This window comes from Alphaproteobacteria bacterium (assembly GCA_016699305.1).
GTDB lineage: Bacteria > Pseudomonadota > Alphaproteobacteria.
On record CP064970.1, the window covers coordinates 919818 to 936225 of the forward strand.

Annotated in this window: 12 protein-coding genes; 5 read left to right on the top strand and 7 right to left on the bottom strand. The window is 59.6% G+C overall.

The window, feature by feature from the left end:
• Positions 1 to 10 precede the first annotated feature (10 nt).
• Positions 11 to 820, bottom strand: coding sequence for a VacJ family lipoprotein (locus IPI58_04315; GenBank protein QQR69875.1), 810 nt, complete (start codon positions 818 to 820; stop codon positions 11 to 13).
• Positions 817 to 3423, bottom strand: a complete 2607-nt coding sequence (locus IPI58_04320) for an MMPL family transporter (GenBank protein ID QQR69876.1) — start codon at positions 3421 to 3423, stop codon at positions 817 to 819. Before IPI58_04320 ends, IPI58_04315 begins: the two co-directional genes overlap by 4 nt.
• 165 nt (positions 3424 to 3588) lie before the next feature.
• On the opposite strand from IPI58_04320, the gene IPI58_04325 reads away from it, so the two are divergent.
• Positions 3589 to 4443 carry a hypothetical protein gene (locus IPI58_04325; GenBank protein ID QQR69877.1) on the top strand — a complete coding sequence of 285 codons (855 nt, stop codon included), beginning with the start codon at positions 3589 to 3591 and terminating at the stop codon, positions 4441 to 4443.
• A 38-nt stretch (positions 4444 to 4481) separates the two neighbouring features.
• On the opposite strand, the gene IPI58_04330 is transcribed toward IPI58_04325, so the two are convergent.
• Positions 4482 to 5507, bottom strand: coding sequence for a glycosyl transferase (locus IPI58_04330; protein ID QQR69878.1), 1026 nt, complete (start codon positions 5505 to 5507; stop codon positions 4482 to 4484).
• A gap of 79 nt (positions 5508 to 5586) precedes the next feature.
• Here IPI58_04330 and IPI58_04335 point away from each other — a divergent pair, with 79 nt between their 5' ends.
• Positions 5587 to 6597 (top strand): transglycosylase SLT domain-containing protein, encoded by a 1011-nt coding sequence (locus IPI58_04335; protein QQR69879.1) that lies wholly within the window; start codon positions 5587 to 5589, stop codon positions 6595 to 6597.
• A gap of 370 nt (positions 6598 to 6967) precedes the next feature.
• On the opposite strand, the gene IPI58_04340 is transcribed toward IPI58_04335, so the two are convergent.
• Together IPI58_04340 and IPI58_04345 are read right to left on the bottom strand one after the other, a co-directional pair.
• On the bottom strand, positions 6968 to 7252 hold the full coding sequence (locus IPI58_04340; protein QQR69880.1) for a hypothetical protein: 285 nt from the start codon (positions 7250 to 7252) through the stop codon (positions 6968 to 6970).
• A gap of 64 nt (positions 7253 to 7316) precedes the next feature.
• On the bottom strand, positions 7317 to 7541 hold the full coding sequence (locus IPI58_04345; GenBank protein QQR69881.1) for a hypothetical protein: 225 nt from the start codon (positions 7539 to 7541) through the stop codon (positions 7317 to 7319).
• Between the two features lie 13 nt (positions 7542 to 7554).
• Here IPI58_04345 and IPI58_04350 point away from each other — a divergent pair, with 13 nt between their 5' ends.
• The gene (locus IPI58_04350) at positions 7555 to 8109 is read left to right on the top strand and encodes a hypothetical protein (protein ID QQR69882.1); all 555 of its coding nucleotides are present in this window, start codon (positions 7555 to 7557) and stop codon (positions 8107 to 8109) included.
• A gap of 300 nt (positions 8110 to 8409) precedes the next feature.
• Here IPI58_04350 and recG read toward each other — a convergent pair whose 3' ends face one another.
• Positions 8410 to 10536, bottom strand: coding sequence for an ATP-dependent DNA helicase RecG (recG, locus tag IPI58_04355; GenBank protein ID QQR69883.1), 2127 nt, complete (start codon positions 10534 to 10536; stop codon positions 8410 to 8412).
• Positions 10537 to 10546: 10 nt separating this feature from the next.
• Positions 10547 to 13174, bottom strand: coding sequence for a DUF2339 domain-containing protein (locus IPI58_04360; protein ID QQR69884.1), 2628 nt, complete (start codon positions 13172 to 13174; stop codon positions 10547 to 10549).
• Positions 13175 to 13331: 157 nt separating this feature from the next.
• Between IPI58_04360 and IPI58_04365 the strand changes: the two genes are divergently transcribed.
• Positions 13332 to 14270 carry a dienelactone hydrolase family protein gene (locus tag IPI58_04365; GenBank protein QQR69885.1) on the top strand — a complete coding sequence of 313 codons (939 nt, stop codon included), beginning with the start codon at positions 13332 to 13334 and terminating at the stop codon, positions 14268 to 14270.
• Between the two features lie 105 nt (positions 14271 to 14375).
• Positions 14376 to 16319, top strand: a complete 1944-nt coding sequence (locus IPI58_04370) for a DUF4116 domain-containing protein (GenBank protein ID QQR69886.1) — start codon at positions 14376 to 14378, stop codon at positions 16317 to 16319.
• Positions 16320 to 16408 lie beyond the last annotated feature (89 nt).

The window sequence follows — 16408 nt, forward strand, 5'->3', positions numbered from 1 at the left end:
CTGTGCCGGATCAGCGTCCCACCGGTGCCATCATGGTGGGGTTCATTTCCTGCTCGGTCGGCATCTCGGCCATCTTGGGTGTGATGCCAAGCTGCTTGTTGCGGTATTGGCGATAGACGCTGCGCAGCTGGGCGTAGAAGTCCACCGAGGTGCGTTCCAGATTGTCCATTTCCTCTAGCACGCCGGCACGGCCGCTGACGATCGAGGTAACCAGCGACGAACCAGAGAAGGCCCAGTACTGCTCATCCGTACCATAGGCACCGACGATATAGCCCCAAGGCGACATGGCGCGGTCCGCGCCAAAGCCGATGGCATCGCGCGGATTCGACGGCCCCAGCAGAGGCAGGAACAGGTAGGGTCCCTCTTCCATGCCCCAGACATGCAAGGTCTGGCCGAAATCGCCCGGCTGTTCCGGCAAACCGATATTCGAGGCCACATCGCCCACACCGGCGGCGCCGATGGTGCTGTTGACCAGGAAGCGGCCCAAAGTGAATGCCGCGCGGCTGACTTCGCCTTGCAGCAGGTTGTTGGCCATCACCACCGGCTCGCCCATATTCGAGAGCACGTTGGAAATCCCCTCGCGCACGACATCGGGCAGAACGGCGTTATAAACAATAGCCAAAGGACGCAACAACGCCTTGTCCACGACCTGGGTGCCCTCAAAGAACACGCGGTTCATCGGCTCCAGAGGATCGTTGGCTTCGTCATAGACGGCGCGTTGCACAGGATCAGTGGGCGCAGTGGCGCATGCCGAGAGCGCCAAAGCGGCGCAAACAGACATGACCATCGGGCGCAGGCGCGAAAGCGTCAAATCAGTCATGGTAAGGTGTCCCCCGTTTTTGGCGATTGGCCCAGCAAGGCCGGCAAGATGACCAGATTGGCCACCAATGTATATACCAGACAGGCGGTTAATAATTCCCCCATACTGGCGGTTCCCTGGTGGGCCGACGCTGCCAAACTGCCGAATGCCGTCAAGGACGTCAAGGCACTAAAGATGATCGCGACCCCCATGCTTGCGCTTAGTGGATGAGCGTGTCCTTGTTGCCACCATGTGACGATGTACACCCCAAAGGAAACGCCCAGCCCCAGCATCAACGGCAAAGCAATAATATTGGCAAGATTCAAGGGCCAGCCCAGCCATCCCATGCTGCCCAGCGTCACCAAACCCGCCAGCATCAGGCTTAGTAACGCTTTGCTAACCAAAAGCGGTTGCCGCAACATAAAGATCAGCAGAGCCAGCACGGCCAAGAAAGCCAGCCCCGCCGCTTCGGCAAACGCCCCCAATATGGTTTGCCCCGATCCCAAAATAGAAATGGGCATTCCGGTGGCCTGAGGGGCAACGGCCAAGACCGACTCGGCAAAGATTCGTAAGATTCGCGATTCGCGCGGGTCACCCTTGGGGCGGACTTCCAATCGCGTGGTCTGTTCATCCGCGCTTATCCAATCGCGGTTCATCTGGGGCGGGACGCCTTGGGGCGTGATCGGCTCGGCAGATAATAGGGCGGTCAGGGCGCGCGTTTGATCCAACAAGCCCGGCACCACGGAATCGCGCCAGGTTTTGACAAACCCATCCCCTGCCAATACGCCTTGACGCAAGACTGCGGCCAAGGCTTTCCCTTGTTCCTGGCCATTTTGCGCGGGAAGAGCCTCCAACGCCGCCACAGTCTCGGCCAGACGCGCGCGTTCGGCGGCCAGATCGGGCGCATGGTCGGCGGCGATCACCAGGCTGGGCTCCAGCAGACTGCGGGTATCGGCGATCAGCGTTTGCGCCTGGGCCTGGGCGGCGGCATCGGGCAGGAAATCATGCAGTCCGCGCACCTCGCCCACTTCGGGCAGGGCGCGCAAACGCGCGGCCAAGGCGCTTGCCTGTGTCGCGGCGACGGGAATGTCGATGACATAGGGCGAGACCAACGGATCCGCGATCAAATCGCGCAAGGTGGATACCGACTCGCTGCGCGGGTCCTTCAAATTAATGGGATCGACGTCAAAGCCAAGGCGCATCAGTCCCAGCGCCGCCACAACAGCCACGGCAAGGGCCGTCCGTCGTACCGCGCGCGGATGGTGGCTCAACCAGTCCTCGAAGGGACGGACGGCTTGCATCTGTACCGGGCGCGTCTGCGGCCCCGGCGGCATCAGGCAAATCAAAGCGGGAAGAAAGGTCAGATTCAGTGCCGCCGCGATCAGCATCCCCACGCCCGAGATCAAACCCAGTTCGGCAACGCCGATATAGGAAGTCGGCAAGAACGCCAAAAAGCCCGCCGCCGCACCCAACGCGGCCAGCGTCAAAGGCGGCGCAATCTGGCGCACGGCCAAGGATAAGGCGGCCTTGTGATCGCTCATCTCATAGCGGCATTGGCGATAGCGCACCCCGACTTGAATGCCAAAATCCACCGCCAAACCGGTGAACAAGACGGCAAAGGCGATGGAGATAACATTCAGCGCGCCCACAGCGGCCAAAGCAAAGGCGAAGGTCATGGCCAGACCAACCAACAAAGTCACGACCAAGGCCAGCACCAGCCGAGGCGATCGCAACGCCAAAACCAACCACAGCACCACCAAGGCAAACGCGATGGCCCCCGCCCAATCCATATCCTGGGCCACGCTGGCGAATTCCTCATTGGCCAGGGCCACGGACCCCGTCAAACGCACGCGAATGCCGTGATCGGGCGTGAGATTCAAGCTTTGTGCGCTCTCGCGCACGGCTTGCGCCGCTGCCTCGCCCGCCGATAACGCGCTGTAATCCAACACGGGATGCGCCAAGATAAAGCGCATGCGATCTTGCGCGGGCAGGTCCGAGCCTTGCGCGAACAATTCGGGCCAATTCACCGGCTGGGCTTTGCCCGTCAAGGCCGCCTGGGCGGATATCGTCAAGGCCGCCATCACAGGCTTGATCTGCTGCGCCCCCGCCTCGCCCATGGCCAAACCCTGCAAGCCGCGATTAAAGGCCGATAAAAAGCCGTTCAAATCCGGCTGAGCCGCGACGGCGGCCAGGAAAGGCTGACCCATCGTCATGGCGTCCAAGGTGACGGACAGCATCTCGGGCGGCATCAGATATAAGGCATGCTGACGCAAGAACGCCTCGCCCGGCGGCACGTCCATGTCACGAAATTGGCTTGCATGCTTGGCGCGTAGCTCGGCCAGCAACGCCGCTCGGGCCTGCTCGGCCAGAGCGCCGGTCGGCGCTTCGACCACGATGACCAACAGATCGTCGCGCTGAGGAAAGAGACGCGAGAAAGCCATCTCGTTTTGTCGCCAAAGCGAGTCCTGGTCCAGCAGCTTGGTGACATCGGTATTGATACGGAAATTCTGCGCCGCATAGCCGCCGCAGACCAAGCCCAGCGCCAAGCCCGCCGCCACCACCAAACCCGCGCGCCTTTGGCACCAGGCCAGCAGCGCCTGGCCCTTTTCGATCCAATGGCTCATGACCGGATTTTCCCCTTGTTCAGCCTCTATCTGGCATGCACCTTGCCCCAAGATCCGGGCAAGGTCGAGGGGAAGAACTGTGTCATGCGTCTAAAAAGCGGGTACCGTTGCGTGGGAATATCCGCAAGGTTCATGTGCCCACAAGGATATCCGGTCTCACAAACCATGGAAGTCGTTTGCTTTCGTCACGATCCCGGTTATACAGTCATTGCTACGGAAGCATGGTTAACTAATCTGGGATTGATGATGATGCGTCTGATTTTATGGGCCAGCCTGACCGTCATGGGGATAACGATCCCTGCCGCGCCGCTTCACGCGCAAAGCTGTGGTCAAGTCGAACCTGATATCCAAATAGAGACCGTCTTTGACACGCCTCATTATGATTTCAGTTATGGATTCAGCGAAATCCAGGCTCTGCGTGAAAAACAGGAAGGCAACACGAATTATGGTAGCGGTCGCATGGGTGACCGCACGTCCCGGCCATCCGACGACCCGCTGCAGGTGATGGGTTTGACGGCCTATCAACTAAGCTTAGAGCCACATATTCAGATGTCCGTCCGCACATTGGCACCCAATCGGCATTGCGTAGCCATGTCCAAGATCACATTAAGTGTAGGCATCAGAAACCAGCAGGTCTATGTGGCGCGCCAATTCCCGCAGGGCACATGCTCATACAAGGAAATTCTGGCACATGAACGCAAACATGTAGCCACGAACAAAGCGTTTATCCAAAAGCTCAAGGCCGACATGACGCGCGCGCTGAACACCGCCGCCCAAGACCCTAAAGTGACCCAAGCCATGTTGGTCAGCGATCCCGAAGCGGCACGAGTGGCCACCGAACAACAATTGTATCAGTCACTGACCGGCTTGTACAAAAACATGGTGATGAAGCTAAAAGCCATGCAAGCCCAAGTGGACAGCCCCGAAGAATATGAGCGCATCGGCAACGGCTGCAATGGGGTCACCAATCGCGTCCTCATGACGTATTTCGACGCCTACCGCCAAGGGAAGGCGCGGTAACGAGCAACCCTGCTATGTTTGAAATAGCCTAGCGTGCCTTAGGCTTTTTTCTGTCGTGCCGGTCGGGCGCGGTGCAGATTCCATAAGAGCGTCGCCACCACAAGCGGCGCCAACAGATAAGCGGCCGGATAGTGCCATCCGGCCAAAGTGATCAGGATCAGCGCCAGATTCGCCGCCATGATACGCACCACCACCGCGTCATGCCGTCCGAGGGCGAGGGCGGCGCGTTGATAGACATGCTGGCGATGGGCCTGCCACACCGCTTCGCCTCGGCATAGGCGGCCAAGGAACGTCAATCCGCCATCGGCAAGATAATATAAGGGAAAAATGATCGCCGCCGCGCCATAGCCTTCGCCCGCCAGACGCAATAGCAAGAAACCCAGCACGAACCCCACCGGAACGCTGCCCACATCCCCCAAGAACACCCGCGCCGGTCGCCAATTCCATACGCCAAAGCCCAGCATCGCTCCCGCCAAAGCGGCGGCGGCCATGCTTTCTGGCATCAGCCCGCCGAACAAAACAGCCAACAGAATCAGGCCGATTAAAATACTTAGGCTCTCGGTTACCGCCAAACCGTCGATGCCGTCCATGAAATTGAACAGATTCACGAATCCTACCCACAGCACGAAGATCAGCAAACGATCCAGCCAAACCGGCAACCAGTCCGCCGTGATGGTCACAGGTTCCATCACCATCAGCATCATCCCCACGCATCCGGCCTGGACAGCCAGACGCACGATGACGGGCAAGGCATGGCGATCGTCGAACCAGGACACGATGCCAAGCGCCACCACCCCAGCACCCAGAGTCACCCAGGGCAGTGTCTGCGATTGTGACAAGAACCCTTGCTCTAGCAAGGCATAGATCACCGCCGCCGCGCAGGGCAGAAAGCAAATCAGCACCGCCAGCCCACCCCCGCGCGGCACGGGCGCTTTGTGCGAGCTGCGCGCATTAGGCACGTCCATACGCAGCTGACAGATCAAGCGACCGGTCAGCGACCAGCAGACCAAGGCGGCCAGACCGGACAAAATCAGCAACATCACGACATAAGACATGGTGTTCATTCCTAAAAAAGTCTTCGTCTTGGGAATCCTGACCTTTTGGCACGAGTCTTGCAAGTACGTCGCCAGGAGGAGTCCGCGCATGAGCGCCGTAAGCCGCTTAGGGGAAGATGTTCGTCAATGGACCGAGCAAGCCGGAAGCACGGCCCATTCCATGGCCCGCACCGGCAAAAGCGCGGTCATCCAGGCGATCCACAACGCCAGCGCCCGCACCGGCGTGGATTTCGATTATCTACTGCGCCAAGCTCAGCAAGAAAGCAGCCTGGACCCCACCGCCAAAGCCAAGGGCAGCTCGGCCAGCGGTTTGTATCAATTCGTCGAGCGCACTTGGCTGTCTTTGGTGCGCGAACATGGCGATAAATACGGCCTGGAAGACCTTAGCTCACAGATCACCAGCGGCAAAGACGGCGTGGCGCGCGTGGCGGACCCCACATTGCGCCAGCAGATATTGGCCCTGCGCCACGATCCGGCCTTGGCCTCGGCCATGGCGGCGGAACTGGCCTGCGACAACAAAGATCAGCTGAACGCCCGATTGGGCGGAGATTGTAAAATCGGTTCGACCGAGCTGTATATGGCCCATTTCCTGGGGGCGGGCGATGCGGGCCGCTTCCTGACCGGTCTGAAGGAATCGCCCGATGCCCAAGCCGCCGACTTATTCCCCGCCGCCGCCAAAGCCAATCCCGGGGTCTTTTACGACAAACAAGGTCAGGCACTGAGCGTGGCGCAAATCTACGACCGCTTTGCCCAGAAATTCGAGGGCGGCGAGATAAAAACCGCAAACCCACAGCTAGCCGCAATCAAAGCCCCCATGACTAAGGTGCAGTCCGAGGCGGTCCACAGGCTTGCTCTGAATGAAGTGATGGCCCCGAAGGCAAGCTTGGCCGCTACGGCCCCCTTACCTTCGGCGGCGGATTGGCGGGTCTCGCCTTTACCGACAGGAGGTGTATCCAGCCACGACATGCTCGACTCTCCCGTCCCCATGATGACCCTGCTAACCCTGGCGCAAATGAGCGTGCCCGGCGAAACCGCGTCCCATCAAGACCAGCCAAACGGACGACCCTACCAAGACCTCTATGCCACGCGGCAGGGATGATTTTTCGTTTAATCCCCCACAAATGCCCGGTTCGGTTAAATATAGTCAGTCCCTATGATTTCCATACAGGTTGAAGAGTCTGACATTCAGCATAGGCGCGAATGACAGGTGATGGATGCCCGCATGCGCGAGCATGACTCGCGGTGGGGTGGGTGAGCAAGAAGCGCGGCATGGTTTGTTGCGCGCTTCCTTCTCTTCATGCGTCACTCCCGCGAAAGCGGGAGTCCATCACCGGTCCTTGCTGGTGAAACGGACGGTCCAGACATATCGCTTCCATACAGACCCATGGGGAAATTAGTCGAATTGAGCATAAGCCCCCCGATCCGCATGGCGTAGGATATCGCGGCTTACCCCTTTTTGATTGTATTCCTTATGGATTGGGGTTTGGCCAGCCGCCCGAGCTGCCTGTCACGGGGCGGCCTGTCACGGGGCTGCCTGGCTGCGGAGAACCCTTTTCTTCCTTTGGTTTCCCGTTAATCTCATCGCATGCCTCTTTCTTCCCCAGCCGACAGTTTATGATCGGATCGGAATAAGTGGGGTCGGGCATAAATCCTCCATCCGCATCACCCGCGCGAACCGCCGCCGAGAAACCGAGCGACGCCGCGCCCAAGGCTGCTATCGCCAAGTGTTTCAGCGTGACATTTCTTCCCTTCATATCGCCTTCTCCTGGTTATTCATGAAATACACGTGATGCTCTCAAGTTCTTTGCCATCAAGCCATCATTCCGTATGATGAGCATAGCAGTCCATTTCGTCAACATTACAAATAATTGCGACAATCCATCCGCCATGCCCGCCGCTCATAGGCTTGTGGAATACCACGGCGTTATCCGGCAAAGATGATTTCTCATTAATCCCCCACAAATGCCCGGATATATTAAATATCCATTCATGACTCGCTGTTAACTTTAAGACATGGGCACGGATATTCCGTTGCTCAGCCACTTTTGGTGAGTTCATGAATAAGAGGCGTGAAAAGCAGGCCGAGAGAGCCTATTTGGAAGACCTGCTCGAGCTGATGCAGGCCGCCTATTATGGCAATGAGCGTCCCGACAAGGATTCGGGCGAATACTGGACCATCTATCGGCGCGGCGCGGTGGACATGATCGGTAACTGCGGCACGGTCATGGGCGCAAAATTATCTCCCGAATCCGGCCATGACGAGTTGATCGTGGTGGCTCGCAATCGAGGCACGCGCGAACACAAGGAAACGCATCTGTATTTCTTCACCGTGCCCGAGATCATGCGCGGCAAATACGACGATCAGCATATGTCCTATGCCTCCGTCGTGCATCCGCCAGGCAACCGGGTGCATGTGAATGTGCTGATGATCCATGGCTGGAACACCCAAGATGGCCGCACCATCAGCGAGACCGAGCAAAAGCGTCTGCACGCCATGGCGCTTGTGGTCAGCAGTTATGTGCTGACTATGCCTCCGCCCAATGCGAACGCGCACCCCGATCGTCACCTTGCGGTCGGTCACGAAGGGACCGCGCGCCCAGCGCCGCATTAAGCTGACACCTAGCCGAATATAGTTAGGCCATATCATCTCCATACAGGTTGAAGAGTCTGAGATTCAGCGCAGACGCGAATGACAGGTGATGGATGGCCGCCTGCGCGAGCATGACCCACTGAGGGGTTGGAATCACAAAAAGCTTTGAGTGCTTGTGGGAATCCCGTTCCTTCCCTTCTCACGGGAGTCACCCTCGCGAAGACGAGGGTCCATCTCCTATCCTTGACGATGGAACTGATGGTCCAGACATATCACTCCCATACAAGTTGATGTGGAAATGAAGCGAATTGAATATAAAGCCTAACCCGATTCCAGGGTCTTGACCGCCTCGCGCGCCTGGAACAGGGCCAGCAGCGTGCGCAAAGCTTGTCCCCGCTTCGAGGTCAGTTTGGGGTCGCGCTCTAGAATCAATTTCACATCGTCGCGCGCCGTCAGCAACAGGTCACCATGGCGCACCGGATCGGCCAGACGCCATGCGGCCAAACCGCTTTGCCGCGCGCCCAGAATCTCGCCAGGGCCGCGCAGACGCAAATCCTCTTCCGCGATCACGAAGCCGTCATCGCATTGGCGCATGGCCTGAAGTCTTTGTCGCGCCACCTGGCCCAGCGGCCCCTGATACAGCAGCAAGCAATGCGAGGCCGCCGTCCCGCGCCCCACGCGACCGCGCAACTGATGCAGCTGCGCCATGCCGAAACGCTCGGCCTGCTCGATCACCATCACCGTGGCGGAGGGAACGTCCACTCCCACCTCGATCACCGTGGTGGCCACCAGGACGCGAATGCGCCCTGCCACAAAGGCCTCCATCACTTGCGCCTTTTCCTCGGACTTCAAGCGGCCATGCACCAACCCCACCTGATCGCCCCATAAACGGCGCAAAGCGCGGTGACGCTCCACCGCCGCCGCCAACGCGCCTTCGCTGGGCGGCTTGTCCTGTTCCTCGATCGGCGTGTCTTCGCCAATTAGGGGGCAAACCCAATAGGCCTGCTCGCCCCGAGCGATGGCGCGTTGGAGTGCCGCCGTCACTTCCTCTATGCGATCCCGATTCAGCACGCGCGTGGCCACCGGCGAACGGCCCGGCGGCTTGCCCTCTAAACGGCTGACATCCAGATCGCCGAAAAAAGTCAGGGCCAGGCTGCGCGGAATGGGCGTGGCCGTCATGACCAAAAGATCCGCGCCTTTGCCATCGTCGTCTTGGCCTTTATCGGCCAGATGCACACGCTGATGCACGCCAAAGCGATGTTGTTCGTCCACCACCGCCAAGCCCAAACGCGCAAAGGCGACGCCCTTTTGAAACAAGGCATGCGTGCCCACCGCCAATACGGGATCGCCTTGCGCCAAACGCTCTAAGGCCTGCTGACGCGCCGCGCCTTTAAGAGCGCCCGTCAGCAGCAGCACATCAATCCCCGCAGGGGCCAGGATCCGCGTTAAAGTCTGCGCATGTTGTCGCGCCAGCAATTCGGTCGGCACCATCAGCGCGGCTTGCGCCCCGCCCGATATGGCGTTCAGGCATGCCAAGGCCGCCACCACCGTCTTGCCGCTGCCCACATCGCCTTGCAGCAAACGCCGCATCCGCCATGTGCTGGCCATATCGGCGTCGATTTGCGCCAGCACCTCGTCTTGGGCGGCGGTCAGACGAAACGGCAAAGCCTGCAGCACCGCCAGGCGAAGCTTTCCATCGACCGTCATCACGCGCCCCGGTTGACGCCGCGCATGACGGCGAATAAGAGCCAAGGCCAATTGCTGGGCCAAAAGCTCGTCATAGGCCAAACGCTGGCGGGCCGGATGATCGGGCTGCAATCCTGCCTCGTCCTGGGGCGCATGCGCCTGCATCAACGCGCCGCGCCAACTGGGCCATCCCTGGCGGCGCAACAAGGCGGGATCGATCCACTCATCCCATTCGGGAAGCTGCGCCACGAAACGCTCGACCATCTGGCGCACGAAGCGGCCTGTCAGACCGGCGGTCAAGGGTCGCACGGGTTCCAAGATGGCCACTTCCGCCCGCGCATCGCCGCTTTCGATGATATCGGGATGCGGCATCGTCAAATGCCCGTCGAAGCTTTCCAAATGGCCGCTGACGGTGACTTGGCCGCCCGGCGGCAAGATTTTATTCAGATAGGGCGCGCGCGGATTAAAGAACACCAATTCCACCATGCCATGCCCGTCACTTAATCGGACCTTCCAAGGTTGGCCCCAGCGCGAGGGCGGGCGATGTTCGTGAACGGTGGCAAAGATGGTGACGATCTGCCCCGCTTGCGCCTGGTCCAAAGGCGGACTTGCCCGCCGATCCACCAAGCCCTGGGGCAGCAACCACAAGGCATCCGCCACGCGCGGACCGACCAGCTTCTCGAACAGCTTCCCCCACCGCCCGCGCAAACCCTGCCAGGCCACCAAAGGCGAAAGGAGTTGATCGAGAGAAAGGGACGGCACGACACAAAGCCTAAGCCGTTCTATCCGGCCCAGGACGCGGCAGGAAGACAAAGCGGCTGTAAAACCATCCCAGGCCCAATAGGGAAGACCCCAGCCCCAGGAACGACACCACGCGCCACAAGCCGCCAAGTTCGCTGGCGTCGATCAGAAACACCTTGGCCACCGCCACCACCAGAACCGCCAAAGATCCGATGCGCAGTAAGCGGCTTTGCCGCAAGGTTCCAACAAACACCAAGACCAGCCCCAGTACGATCCAGGCCAGCGAGTAACTATACAGCTCGGCCGAGAGAGGCTCCCCACCGGCCAGATACGTTCCTTGGAAGAACTGGCGTATATTCAAGCTGACATAGGTGAACAACAACACCAACGCCAAGGCGCGCGCCCATCGGGCACGCAAAGGCCGGGACTCGTGCTGCCAAACCTGCGCCCATGAGACGCAGGCCAAGGCCATCAGCCCATAAGCGGGCAAAAGGGCGTTCAGCAAGGGCCATGCGCCCACCAATTGCGCGGCGTTCCATAAGGGGTTCTTGAGCAACAGATCGAACCACACGCAGCGGAACACCGCCACCCCCGCCATGACATGCCCAGCCCGTTTCCATGCGTGCAAGCCATAGGTGCGCCCCAAAGCGTAGCAGGCTGCGCCATACAGAAACAATCCGTTAGTGATGATGGCACGCTCGGCCATGCTTGTCGGTGGCAGGATCAAGTTGTCGTCGGGTACATGAAACGCATGGCGTATCAAGTGATAGACCATCAGTCCCAACAAGACCGCTGCGCTCTTATCCAGGCTTTCAGGCAAACGGCCATCGCGCTCTCGTTGCATCAGCCAAGATGCTCCGGCCAGGGCCAAAGCGGGCCAGCCCAATTGTAGCAAAGGCCAATGTAAGGTATACTCCTCGGGGTCGCCGTCCAGAACCCTGACCGGTGTTGAGGTCATCAGCAACAGCAATTGTGGAACCAACAACAATGCGAACACGGCGGCCATCACCCCCGCCAATTGCCGCAGACGCGGCAGATCAAGCCGTTGCCCCAGCCAGACCAGCACGGGAACCTGCGCCGCCACCGCCATGGACAGGAACGAGCTTTGCATCTCGACCGCGCAACCCAGACTGATCAAGGCGGTTGCGGTGGCCGCGAACCAAGCCTGGACTTCTTGTCCTAACCGCCGGTCGCCCGTCCACAAAGCGCGAAAGCGCGAAAGAGCCACCGTGGCAAGAAACGCCAGACCAAAGGCCAGGCATCCCCAAAATGCCGGAATCTCCAACGGCCATTGCATAGCCTGAGCCAGTCCGCCATCCGATAACCGCCCATAGGTCATGCCAAAGAAGGCCAGCATGGACGCGGATACAAGCCCCGCCCAACGCCACGGCGTCGGAGAGCGCGTCAACATCGACCAGCCCACCGCGCCATGCAGTCCGCACAATATGGCGGCCATGACCACGAAAGACGGCAAGACTCCCGGCTCCACCGGAACCGTCAGCAACCAAACAACGCCCAGCCCCAGCCCGATCATGGGGGCAAAGCGATAGCGGATTTGATCGAAAACGCCAAGGCCCAGCGTCAATAGGCACAACAGAAAATACATGCCCACGATCAAGGGATCGACGTGGCCGTCTTGCATCAGCGTTGACGCCATAACCGCCATGCCGCCGCCCGAGGCCACAACGCGCGCTTCTTGGGCCCAAGGCGAGTCGGCGTCCGGCATACCCACCCTTGCGGCCAAGCCGCCCAACATCATCATCCCCGCAAAGCAGCCAAGACCCAAGGCCGCGCCCGTCCCCGAACCGTCCGTCACCAACCAGAATCCGGCCCAGGCCAAACCGCCCAGATACACCATCAAAACCATGCCCCACCAGCCGCGCCTTGCCGCCAGTGCCGCCGCCGCCAAGGACAAGACGCCCAGATACAAGAACAAAAGCAGCGCCGACGGGTCCTGCGATCCGGCCAGAACCGGCGTCAGCAATCCGCCGATCAGCCCCATGGCAGCCAGCATAGGCCCTTGCCGCAGCGCCATGACCAAGGCCGAGCCCGTGACCAAGGCCATCGCCGCAAAGCACAGCCAAAGAGGCACCAGATCGTAAAGCTGTCCAGCGGCGTATAGCGCGCCGTATAAAACCGCCACCCCCGCACCGCCCAGCGCCTGAGCCAGCCGCGCATGGTTGGCGATATCGGTTCTGTGGAAGACTTTCTGGCCGCAAGCCATCATCCCCGCGCCAAAAAGCATCGCCAAAGATACGCGCACGCTTGGACTCAGCCACCCCGCCTCGATCGAGTAACGCACCAGGAAGAGTCCCGCCAAGGCCAAAGCCGCGCCGCCCACCCACACCATCAACCGCGCGCCGATCTGCTTTTCCCAATCCATTGCAGGACGAGGATCAGGTCGCATTGTTTTGGACAAATGCGCGGGGGCAGGATCAACGGCACCGGGCAAGATGATGGGAATCGATCCATCGTCTTGGCGTGATTCCTGCGGCGTTGCCTGGACAGGCTCAGAAACGGGACTGGGCGAGTCAAGCTGTCCTATCTGTCCGGCTTGCTCGAGATTCGAGACGCGCCGCGCGACTCGCTCAACGTCATGGCGCAAACGGATAAGCATGCCCAACGCTATGATGGCCAGTACCAAACCCAGCGCTTCCATATTCGTCTCCCTATTCCTGGACGATTCGCCCTAGAAGAAAGCTAACAGTTTGGCGATAAACTGTCTTCCCGCCCGTGCGGTGCCTTTGCGCCTGGTTGCGTCCCAGGGCTGGCTGTGGAACCCTGGCAGTCACTCCACATACCTAAAAGGCCGCGCCATGTCTGAACCCTCCATGCCCGTCATCGCCGGACGCAAATCTTTGCCCTCCGAGGTCAAGGCCGGACAAACCTATGCATGGTGCAGCTGCGGGCGCAGCGCGTCACAGCCTTTTTGCGATGGCAGCCATATGGGCACGGGTTTCGAGCCGGTCATCTACACCGCCGCCGCCGATGGCATCGTCAAATTTTGCACCTGCAAGCACAGCGCACTTGGTGCCGTGTGTGATGGCGCCCATAAAAGACTGCCGCCCGAAGTCGTCACGCCCGACGGTACGTTCGGGGGATATCTGGCCTTGCCGCCGGGCGGCAAAGGGCCGGGTTTGGTGATCGCGCAAGAGATATTCGGCGTCAACGCCGCCATGCGCGCCGCGTGCGATTTGTGGGCCAGCTTGGGATTTGTGACCTTTTGCCCCGATCTGTTTTGGCGGCTGGAGCCTGGCGTGCAATTGACGGACCAAACTCAGGCGGAATGGGATCGCGCCCTCGCCCTTATGAACGCCTTCGATCAAGAAAAAGGCTTGGCCGATTTGCAAGCCGCCGTGACCTTTCTGCGCGGGCATCCCGCTTGCGCCGCTTCGGGAAAAATAGGCGTTTTGGGCTATTGCCTGGGCGGACGCATGGCTTTTCGCATGGCGGCAAGCTCTGACGCCGATGCTGCGGTCAGTTATTATGGCGTCGGCTTGGAAAGCTTGCTTGACGAGATTCCCCGCCAGCGCGCGCCGTTGCTGATCCATATCGCGCAAAATGATCACTTTGTGCCGCCTGCGGCGCAGCAGGCGATTTTAGACGCCGCGACCGCCCGGTCCGATATCAGCGCCTATGTCTATGAAGGGGTGGACCACGCCTTCGCCCGTGTCGGCGGCGTCCCCTACAACGCCCCCGCCGCCCAATTGGCGCAGCAACGCAGCCAGGAATTCTTGAATCGATTTCTTGGTTAAATCGAAGCCTGACAAGCCGAGAAACTATTATTACGATATAATTATGGTATAGGCGTGGACTAGTCTTGCGAATCAAAATGTGTCTTTCCAGCAAGAATGATATCCATGAGCCGCAAGTTAAAAGCCATCATCGAGGCCCAAGAATCAGGGGCCTATGCCCAGATTTGGCAGGCCGACCCAACCCAAAGAAAGACCTATCTGCATTGGCTGGCGGATAGGTTCTTGAATAACGCCTTGCTTCTGGAAGATCTGCCCAAGGCCACGGCCTATCTGGCCGCCTTTCATCGACATAAAAACAATCTTCCCAACACGTCAGATGGCCAGTCTGGGAAGAAGATCGACTCTTATTCCCGTCTGCCGCAACTGTACCGCGCCGTCGCACCATATCTGCCCGAAGAGGCCCAAGACCCGGAGCAAGAGGCGGATGCCGACGCCGCCCCGGACATCATCGAATTGTTCCATCACAATCACCTGCGGGTGGTGATCCCCCTATCCACCGCCGCCGCCACGCGCGAAGGGCGCGGCACGCAATGGTGCACGGCCTATGGCACCGCGCCGAACCATTTCTGGAACTATGCCTGCCAGGGGCCTTTGCTGATTGTCCATACACCAGATGAAACCGGCAAGCCGCGCAAATACCAACTGCATTTTCCCTCAGACCAATTCCACGACGAAGCGGATGAGAAAATCAATCTTGTCGAACTGACACGAAATCGGCCCGAGCTGTGGCCCATCTTGGAGCCTTACGCCCAAGCCGCCGTCACGCAGGATGGGAGGGCACTGCAATATGTCCCCAAAGAACTGCGCAGCGAGGCCATGTGCCTGACCGCCGTCACGCAGAATGGGGCGGCACTGCAATATGTCCCCAAAGAACTGCGCATTGAGACCATGTGCCTGACCGCCGTCACGCAGAATGGGGAAGCACTGCAATATGTCCCCGAAGAACTGCGCAGCGAGGCCTTGTGCCTGACCGCCGTCGCGCAGAATGGGCGGGCGTTGTATTGTGTGTCCAAAGAATTACGGACCCCTGCACTGTGCAAGACCGCCGTTGCGCAGAATGGGGAGGCACTGGCAGTTGTCCCCAAAGAACTGCGCATTGAGGCCTTGTGCCTGACCGCCGTCACGCAGAATGGGGCGGCACTGCAATATGTCCCCGAAGAACTGCGCATTGAGGCCATGTGCCTGACCGCCGTCGCGCAGAATGGGCGGGCGTTGTATTGTGTGTCCAAAGAATTACGGACCCCTGCACTGTGCAAGACCGCCGTTGCGCAGAATGGGGAGGCACTGCAATATGTCCCCGAAGAACTGCGCATTGAGGCCATGTGCCTGACCGCCGTCACGCAGAATGGAGAAGCACTGCAATATGTCCCCGAAGAACTGCGCAGCGAGGCCTTGTGCCTGACCGCCGTCACGCAGAATGGGCAGGCATTGGAAGATGTCCCCGAGGAACTGCGCACCGAGGCCATATGCAAAGCCGCTGTCACGCAGAATGGGCAGGCGTTGAGGGCTGTCCCCAAAAAATTGCGCACCCCCGCGCTGTGCCTGGCCGCCGTTATGCAGAATGGGGCGGCACTGCTATATGTTCCCGAAAACCTGTGCACCGAGGATTTATGTCAAACCGCCGTCACGCAGGATGGCTGGAACGTGGTATCTGTCCCTGAAGAACTGCGCAGCGAGGCTTTATGTCAAATCGCCGTCACGCAGAATGGCCGAGCACTAAACCGTATTCCCGAAAAGCTACGCACCGAGGCCGTATGCAAGGCCGCCGTCACGCAGAATGGATTGGCACTATCCGATGTTCCCGAAGAACTGCGCACAGACGCCATGTGCCTAGCCGCTTTGCACTCCATCATCCGCGCGGCGCAAGAGAAGAATGAGCGTATGAGATTCGATATCTTTCACCTGATTCCTAACAAACAGCAGGACCAGATGGCCAAGAAAGTCGGGCTGGGGTTTGACGCGAAGGGATTCATGACCGTCGCACCCTCTCGCCCTTTTCCCGCGCCCATGGCCTCGACCGGCTTGGTCGCGCATGCGCGTGCGGCTTGAGAACGGCGTGAGATTAAAGACGGATTTCAGTTCCTCAGCATCGAGGTTCAATCACCCATCACATCACGCTCTTGGTTAAATCGAAGCCT

Coding starts and splice junctions, on each gene's coding strand:
- IPI58_04315 (QQR69875.1), bottom strand. CDS start 820: ATGACTGATTTGACGCTTTCGCGCCTGCGCCCGATGGTCATGTCTGTT.
- IPI58_04320 (QQR69876.1), bottom strand. CDS start 3,423: ATGAGCCATTGGATCGAAAAGGGCCAGGCGCTGCTGGCCTGGTGCCAA.
- IPI58_04325 (QQR69877.1), top strand. CDS start 3,589: ATGGAAGTCGTTTGCTTTCGTCACGATCCCGGTTATACAGTCATTGCT.
- IPI58_04330 (QQR69878.1), bottom strand. CDS start 5,507: ATGAACACCATGTCTTATGTCGTGATGTTGCTGATTTTGTCCGGTCTG.
- IPI58_04335 (QQR69879.1), top strand. CDS start 5,587: ATGAGCGCCGTAAGCCGCTTAGGGGAAGATGTTCGTCAATGGACCGAG.
- IPI58_04340 (QQR69880.1), bottom strand. CDS start 7,252: ATGAAGGGAAGAAATGTCACGCTGAAACACTTGGCGATAGCAGCCTTG.
- IPI58_04350 (QQR69882.1), top strand. CDS start 7,555: ATGAATAAGAGGCGTGAAAAGCAGGCCGAGAGAGCCTATTTGGAAGAC.
- IPI58_04360 (QQR69884.1), bottom strand. CDS start 13,174: ATGGAAGCGCTGGGTTTGGTACTGGCCATCATAGCGTTGGGCATGCTT.
- IPI58_04365 (QQR69885.1), top strand. CDS start 13,332: ATGTCTGAACCCTCCATGCCCGTCATCGCCGGACGCAAATCTTTGCCC.
- IPI58_04370 (QQR69886.1), top strand. CDS start 14,376: ATGAGCCGCAAGTTAAAAGCCATCATCGAGGCCCAAGAATCAGGGGCC.